The organism is Kitasatospora sp. MY 5-36 (assembly GCF_001182915.1).
Classification (GTDB): Bacteria; Actinomycetota; Actinomycetes; order Streptomycetales; family Streptomycetaceae; genus Kitasatospora.
In genome coordinates this window covers 1-6659 of the sequence record NZ_LFVW01000144.1, presented here as the reverse complement: position 1 = coordinate 6659, position 6659 = coordinate 1, and the positions used below count along the sequence as shown (strand labels likewise).

Here is a 6659-nt window from a genome sequence, read left to right as displayed (position 1 = left end):
GGCGGCGCGGGCTGTCCGTAGGCCGGCGGCGGCCCGTACGGCGCGGCCGGCGGGGGGACGGGTGCCCCGTACGGCGGTGCTGCGGGCCGGCCCACCGGGGCCGACGAGGGCGGCCCGTACGGATTGGGCGGTGTGCTCATCAGTTCGTCCCCCGAGACAGAGTTCTGTCGCTACGACAGGTTCGAGTACCTTAGCGAGTCGGTCGGACGCCGTCGGCCCCGAGCCCCGCGGGTTTCCAGGAGGCCTGGTCAGCGGGGGAGGGGACTCCGGCGGGCGGAGCGCAGGTAGAGGACCGCCGTCAGCGCGTATACCCCGGCGACCCCGAGCACCACCGCGACCGAGCGGCCGGACAGCGGCAGCACCAGCGCGGTGACCAGGGCGGCGGCCACGAAGGCGACGTTGAACAGCACGTCGTAGATGGCGAAGACCCGGCCGCGGTACTCGTCCTCGACCGACTCCTGGACCGCCGTGTCGGCGCAGATCTTGGTGCCCTGGGTGACCACCCCGAGCAGCAGGGCGGCGAGCAGGCAGGGCACCAGGGTGAAGCTCAGGCCCAGCGCCGGGACGAAGACCACCGGGGCGACCAGGCAGGCCGTCATCCACCCGGCCAGGCCCAGCCGGCGGGTGCACCAGGGGCTGACCAGCGCGGCGACGAAGAACCCGGCGGCGGACAGGCCGACCGCCTGGCCGAGGGTGACCAGCCCGGCCGCGCTGTCGGTCGGGTCGTTGAAGGTGTACCGGGCGAGCATCACCACGACCACGATCAGCACGCCGTAGCAGAACCGGGCCGCGGTGACGGCGGCCAGCGCGTGCACGGCGGGCCGGCAGTCCCGGACCAGGTGGCGCACCGCGGCGCCGAGTTCGACGGCGGCCCGGACCAGCGCCTGGCCGAGCCCCGGGCGGTCCCGGTGCTGCTCCGGGCCGAGCAGGTCGCGGTCCATCCGCCGGGCGGCCAGCGCGGCCGACAGGTAGAGCAGCGCGGCCACCGTGACCAGGGCGGCGTCGGCCTTCGGCCCGGGGGCCATCAGCTGGTGCAGCGCGAAGCCGATGCCCCCGCCGGAGGCGGCGGCGACCGTCCCGAGGGTGGGGGAGAGGGCGTTGGCGGTGACCAGCTGGTCCTGCTCCACCACCCGGGGCAGGGCAGCGGACAGGCCGGCCAGGATGAACCGGTTGAGCGCGGTGACCAGTAGGGCCGAGGCGAAGAACAGCCAGGTCGGGGCCTGTGCCAGCAGCAGCGCGCCGGTGCCCAGGCCCAGTCCGAAGCGGGCCAGGTTGCCGAAGTAGAGCACCTGGCGGCGGCGCCAGCGGTCCAGCAGCACACCGGCGAACGGGCCGATCACCGAGAACGGCAGCAGCATCACGGCCAGCACCGAGGCGATGTCGGCGGGGGAGGACTGCTTCTCGGGGGAGAAGACCACGTACGCGGCGAGCGAGACCTGGAAGACGCCGTCCGAGAGCTGGGAGAGCACCCGGGCGGTCAGCAGCCGCCGGAAGTCGCGGCCCTTCATCAGGTCGAGGAGCGTGGCGCGGTGCGCGGACTGGTGGGTGCTGCCGTTCTCGGTGATCGCCACCCGCCCAGAGTGCCATGGAACCGGCCGCTGTTTCACGTGAAACATTGGCCGCGAGAACGTGAAGGGCCCGCGATCCGGAGACCACGGGCCCTTCCTGCGAGCTGGCGGCGCTCAGCGCTCAGCGCTCAACAGTCGCGAACCTCGCTGCGCTCAGCGCTCGACCTCGCCGCGGATGAACTTCTCGACGTTCTCGCGGGCCTCGTCGTCGAAGTACTGCACCGGCGGGGACTTCATGAAGTACGAGGAGGCCGACAGGATCGGGCCGCCGATGCCGCGGTCCTTGGCGATCTTCGCGGCGCGCACGGCGTCGATGATGACACCGGCGGAGTTCGGGGAGTCCCAGACCTCGAGCTTGTACTCCAGGTTCAGCGGGACGTCACCGAACGCGCGACCCTCGAGGCGGACGTACGCCCACTTGCGGTCGTCCAGCCAGGCCACGTAGTCCGAGGGACCGATGTGGACGTTCTTGGCGCCCAGCTCGCGGTCGCGGATCTGCGAGGTGACGGCCTGGGTCTTGGAGATCTTCTTGGACTCCAGGCGCTCGCGCTCGAGCATGTTCTTGAAGTCCATGTTGCCGCCGACGTTCAGCTGCATGGTGCGCTCGAGGATGACACCGCGGTCCTCGAACAGCTTGGCCATCACGCGGTGCGTGATGGTCGCGCCGACCTGGGACTTGATGTCGTCACCGACGATCGGCACGCCGGCCTCGGTGAACTTGTCCGCCCACTCCTTGGTGCCCGCGATGAACACCGGCAGGGCGTTCACGAAGGCGACCTTGGCGTCGATGGCGCACTGGGCGTAGAACTTGGCCGCGTCCTCGGAACCGACGGGAAGGTAGCAGACGAGGACGTCGACCTGCTGGTCCTTGAGGACCTGGACGACGTCGACCGGCGCCTCGTCCGACTCCTCGATGGTCTCCAGGTAGTACTTGCCCAGGCCGTCGAGGGTGTGGCCGCGCTGGACGGTCACGCCGGTCGGCGGCACGTCGCAGATCTTGATGGTGTTGTTCTCGCTGTTGCCGATGGCGTCGGCCAGGTCGAAGCCGACCTTCTTGGCGTCGACGTCGAAGGCGGCGACGAACTCCACGTCGCGGACGTGGTACTCACCGAACTGGACGTGCATCAGCCCGGGGACCTTGCCGGCCGGGTCGGCGTCCTTGTAGTACTCGACACCCTGCACCAGCGACGCGGCGCAGTTGCCCACGCCCACGATGGCTACGCGAACCGAACCCATTCCGGTTGCTCCCTGTGATCTCATGAGGCCCGCCGGGGTAGGCGGAACTCGTCCTGCTTCTTCGATGACTGCGTGCACGGGCGCGAGGCGCCCATTCCTGCCGCGCGGCACAGGGCTGGCGCGGTGTCAGCGCTCCTGGGCGGAGCGCCCCGGGCGGTCGTACGGTGGCCCGGACGGGTCCGGGGACCCGGTCTCCTGGCCACGGCCGTCCGAAGTCTTGCGGGGTCCGGCGGCGCTGCCGCCGGCGTCGGGGCCGGTCTTTCCGGTGCGGTTGGACCGCTCGGTCTCGATGAGCTCGTTGAGCCAGCGGACCTCGCGCTCCACCGACTCCAGTCCGTGCCGCTGGAGTTCGACGGTGTAGTCGTCGAACCGCTCGCGGGCGCGGGCCAGCGAGTTGCGCATCCGCTCCAGCCGCTCCTCCAGCCGGCTGCGGCGCCCCTCCAGGACGCGCATCCGCACGGCCCGGTCGGTCTGGCCGAAGAAGGCGAAGTGCACGCCGAAGTGCTCGTCCTCCCAGGCGTCCGGGCCGGAGTCGGCGAGAAGCTCCTCGAAGCGCTGCTTCCCCTCGGCGGAGAGCCGGTAGACGATCTTGGACCGCTTGCCGTTGAGCGCGGTGGCCGGGACGTACTCGACGTCGGGGTTGTCCTCGACCAGGAAGCCCTGGGCGACCAGGCTCTTCAGGCAGGGGTAGAGCGTCCCGTAGGAGAGCGCCCGGAACGTCCCGAGCAGGATGTTCAGCCGCTTGCGCAGCTCGTAGCCGTGCATCGGGGCGTCGTGGAGCAGCCCGAGGACGGCGAACTCCAGCACTCCTGAGCGCCTGCCCACTGTCGCCGCCCTCCTCCCGCTCGGTGTCCGATCGGCCGCTGCATCCGGCGGTATACCGCTTCGATGTATCGGCTCGATATATCGAGAACAGTAAACCCGACCCCCGGAACGGGCAAGAGGGGCGCGCGTGAATGTGATCACAAGCCGACGCGCGGCTGGTGTTGGCAACGGGCTTGTAATGATCTGTTGCCGTTTTGCGGGCATTGGCAACTGATGTCCGATTAGTTGTATATCCGTGCTGCGTACGCTGTCGCGTGTGCACGAGGACCACCTCCGGGATCAGGGCGGTTGGCGGGCATCGGACGTGAACCCTGCCTTCAGGCTGGAAACGCCTGGCGAGGAGTGGCTGGAAGATGAGCGAGCGACGGCGAAGGACGCCCAACCCGGGCGGTGAGGGGCAGCAGCCCCCGGGAGGCGGTGGCCGTCAGGGCGAGGGGCCGGGACCCGACGAGCTGCGCTCGGACGGCGCCGGTCGGCGACGCCCCTCGGGGGTCAGGGAGACCGCACAGCAGCCCCGGATGACCCGTGCGGAGATGCGCAAGGCCGCCCAGAAGAAGGGCGCCAAGGGGGGTGGCCGGCGCGGTGACGCCGCGGCCGCCTCCGCCGCCGCGGCCGCCGGCCCCGGCAAGAAGCGCTTCATCGACTACCCGCGGTTCGGCAAGACCGGCGTCCGGCGCTGGCTGCCGTCCTGGAAGCAGTGGCTGAGCGCCTTCGTGCTGGTCTTCGGCTGCTTCGTGGGCCTGGTGTTCTACCTGTACCAGACCACCGAGGTCCCCAAGCTGAACGATCTGGTGAAGGACCAGAACACGATCTACTACTGGGCCGACAACACGGAGATGACCCGCAAGGGCCAGACCAACCGTCAGATCGTCGAGCTCAAGGACATCAGTCCGCACCTCCAGGACGCCGTCATCGCCGCGGAGAACAAGAGCTTCAAGACCGACAGCGGCATCGACCCCAAGGGCATGCTCCGCGCGGTCTGGAACATGGCGAAGGGCGGCGAGACCCAGGGCGCCTCGACGATCACCCAGCAGTACGTGAAGAACGCCTACCTGAGCCAGGAGCAGACCCTCAGCCGCAAGGTGAGGGAGTTCTTCATCACGCTGAAGATCAACCAGGAGAAGGAGAAGCCGGAGATCCTCACCGGCTACCTGAACACCAGCTGGTTCGGCCGCGGTGCGAACGGTGCCCAGGCGGCCGCCCAGGCGTACTACGGGGTGGACGCCAAGGACCTCAACGTCTGTCAGAGCGCCATGCTGGCCGGTCTGCTCAAGGGTGCGGCGTACTACGACCCCACCAACCCGGCCAACAAGGACCGGGCCCAGGGCCGGTGGAACTGGATCCTGGACCAGATGGTGGACACCAAGGCCATCACCCCGGAGGAGCGCGCCAAGTGCACCGCGTTCCCGGACCCGATCACGCAGAAGCCCAACTCCAACATGAACGGTGAGATCAGCTACCTGGTCGACACCGCCAACAAGTACGTGATGGCCACCGACAAGACGATCACCCAGCAGATGATCGACCGGGGCGGCCTGAAGATCTACACCACCTTCGAGAAGGACAAGGTCGACGCGCTGAAGAGCGCCGTCGACGCCGTCAAGGCGGAGAACCTCAACCCGCAGAAGCGGCCGGACAACGACACCAACATCCAGTTCGGCTCCGCCAGCATCCGCCCCGGCGACGGCGCGATCGTCGCCCTCTACGGCGGTGACGGCGTGGAGAACGGCCACTTCGACAACAACGCCGACGCCACCGGCGTCCAGGTCGGCTCGACCTTCAAGCCCTTCGTGCTGGCCACCGCGATGCAGACCGGCGTGCAGACCGCGAAGGACGACAAGGGCAAGCCGAAGCGGATCAACGCCGACAGCCGCTACCTGGCCGACGACATGTCCGAGATCCGCAAGGCGGACGGCTCGCTGGTGATCGGCGACGACGGCAAGCCCTACCGGCAGAAGAACGAGGACGCCGGCAAGCGCGGCTACGTCTCGCTGCGGATGGCCATGCAGTACTCGTACAACGTGCCCTTCGTCCAGCTGAACCAGGACGTCGGCGGCCAGAACGTGGCCGACATCGCGGTGCAGATGGGCATCAAGAAGGAGAGCCTCGCCGACCCGAAGACGGCGACCTTCCCGCTCGGCACCTCCACCATCAGCCCGATCCGGATGGCCACCGCCTACGGCACCCTGGCGGCCAGCGGCAAGGAGGCCGAGCCGTACTCCGTCACCAAGGTCGAGGTGAGCGGCGTGGAGCGGCCGGGCTTCGGCAAGAAGGAGCCCAAGGTCGCGCTGGAGCCGGCCGTCGCCGACAACGTCACCGACACGCTGGTGAACGTGGCGGTGAACGGTACCGGTAAGAAGACGAAGGACCTGGGCCGCCCGGTGGCCGGCAAGACCGGTACCACCGACCAGAACAAGTCGGCCTGGTGGGTCGGCTACACCCCGCAGCTGGCGACCAGCGTCGCGATGTGGCGCGAGGACCCGACCAAGCACGAGCGGCAGTCGCTCAACGGCACCGGCGGCAAGGAGTCCATCCACGGTGGTGACATCCCGACCGACGTCTTCACCCGGTACATGAAGGCCGCACTGGCCAACGAGAAGAAGATGGACTTCCCGACCCCGCAGCCGGTCGGCACCGAGGTCGACTCCTCCGGCGCGCCGTCCACGGCCAGCGCGACGACGACCCCGACCACGACCGACAGCCCGACGGCCCCGCCGGCCGCCCAGACGCAGGCGCCGCAGCCGCCCGTGCAGCCGCAGCCCACCCAGACCTGCGTGCCCGGCGTGGACTGCCCCGGCGACCAGCCGACCCCCTCGCACACCAGGCCGAACCCGGGCAACACCTGTCTGCCGGTGATCGGCTGCCCGACGCAGCCGCCGGGACCGACGGACACCACGCCGCCGGGCGGCGGCAACGGTGGCGGTGGCGGACGCCCGACCGGCGGCGGCAAGCCGACGCCGAGCAGCACGGGCGGTCTCCAGGGCGGCGGGGCGGCCGGGCAGTAGCCCCGGCCGGGCGGAACCCGGAACC

The 6659-nt window shown here is 69.8% G+C and carries 4 protein-coding genes; 1 reads left to right on the top strand and 3 read right to left on the bottom strand.

Annotated features, from left to right (window positions below; genetic code table 11):
* Nucleotides 1-248 precede the first annotated feature (248 nt).
* The 3 genes from AE652_RS11205 to AE652_RS11195 all read right to left on the bottom strand — a co-directional run bounded on the left by AE652_RS11205 (nucleotide 249) and on the right by AE652_RS11195 (nucleotide 3629).
* Nucleotides 249-1571, bottom strand: a complete 1323-nt coding sequence (locus AE652_RS11205; protein WP_369808287.1) for an MFS transporter — start codon at nucleotides 1569-1571, stop codon at nucleotides 249-251.
* A 150-nt stretch (nucleotides 1572-1721) separates the two neighbouring features.
* On the bottom strand, nucleotides 1722-2804 hold the full coding sequence (locus AE652_RS11200; protein ID WP_049651119.1) for an inositol-3-phosphate synthase: 1083 nt from the start codon (nucleotides 2802-2804) through the stop codon (nucleotides 1722-1724).
* A 126-nt stretch (nucleotides 2805-2930) separates the two neighbouring features.
* Nucleotides 2931-3629, bottom strand: a complete 699-nt coding sequence (locus AE652_RS11195; protein WP_049651118.1) for a PadR family transcriptional regulator — start codon at nucleotides 3627-3629, stop codon at nucleotides 2931-2933.
* Between the two features lie 518 nt (nucleotides 3630-4147).
* Between AE652_RS11195 and AE652_RS11190 the strand changes: the two genes are divergently transcribed.
* Nucleotides 4148-6634, top strand: a complete 2487-nt coding sequence (locus AE652_RS11190) for a transglycosylase domain-containing protein (RefSeq protein WP_053112037.1) — start codon at nucleotides 4148-4150, stop codon at nucleotides 6632-6634.
* Nucleotides 6635-6659 lie beyond the last annotated feature (25 nt).

Coding starts and splice junctions, on each gene's coding strand:
- AE652_RS11200 (WP_049651119.1), bottom strand. CDS start 2,804: ATGGGTTCGGTTCGCGTAGCCATCGTGGGCGTGGGCAACTGCGCCGCG.
- AE652_RS11190 (WP_053112037.1), top strand. CDS start 4,148: ATGACCCGTGCGGAGATGCGCAAGGCCGCCCAGAAGAAGGGCGCCAAG.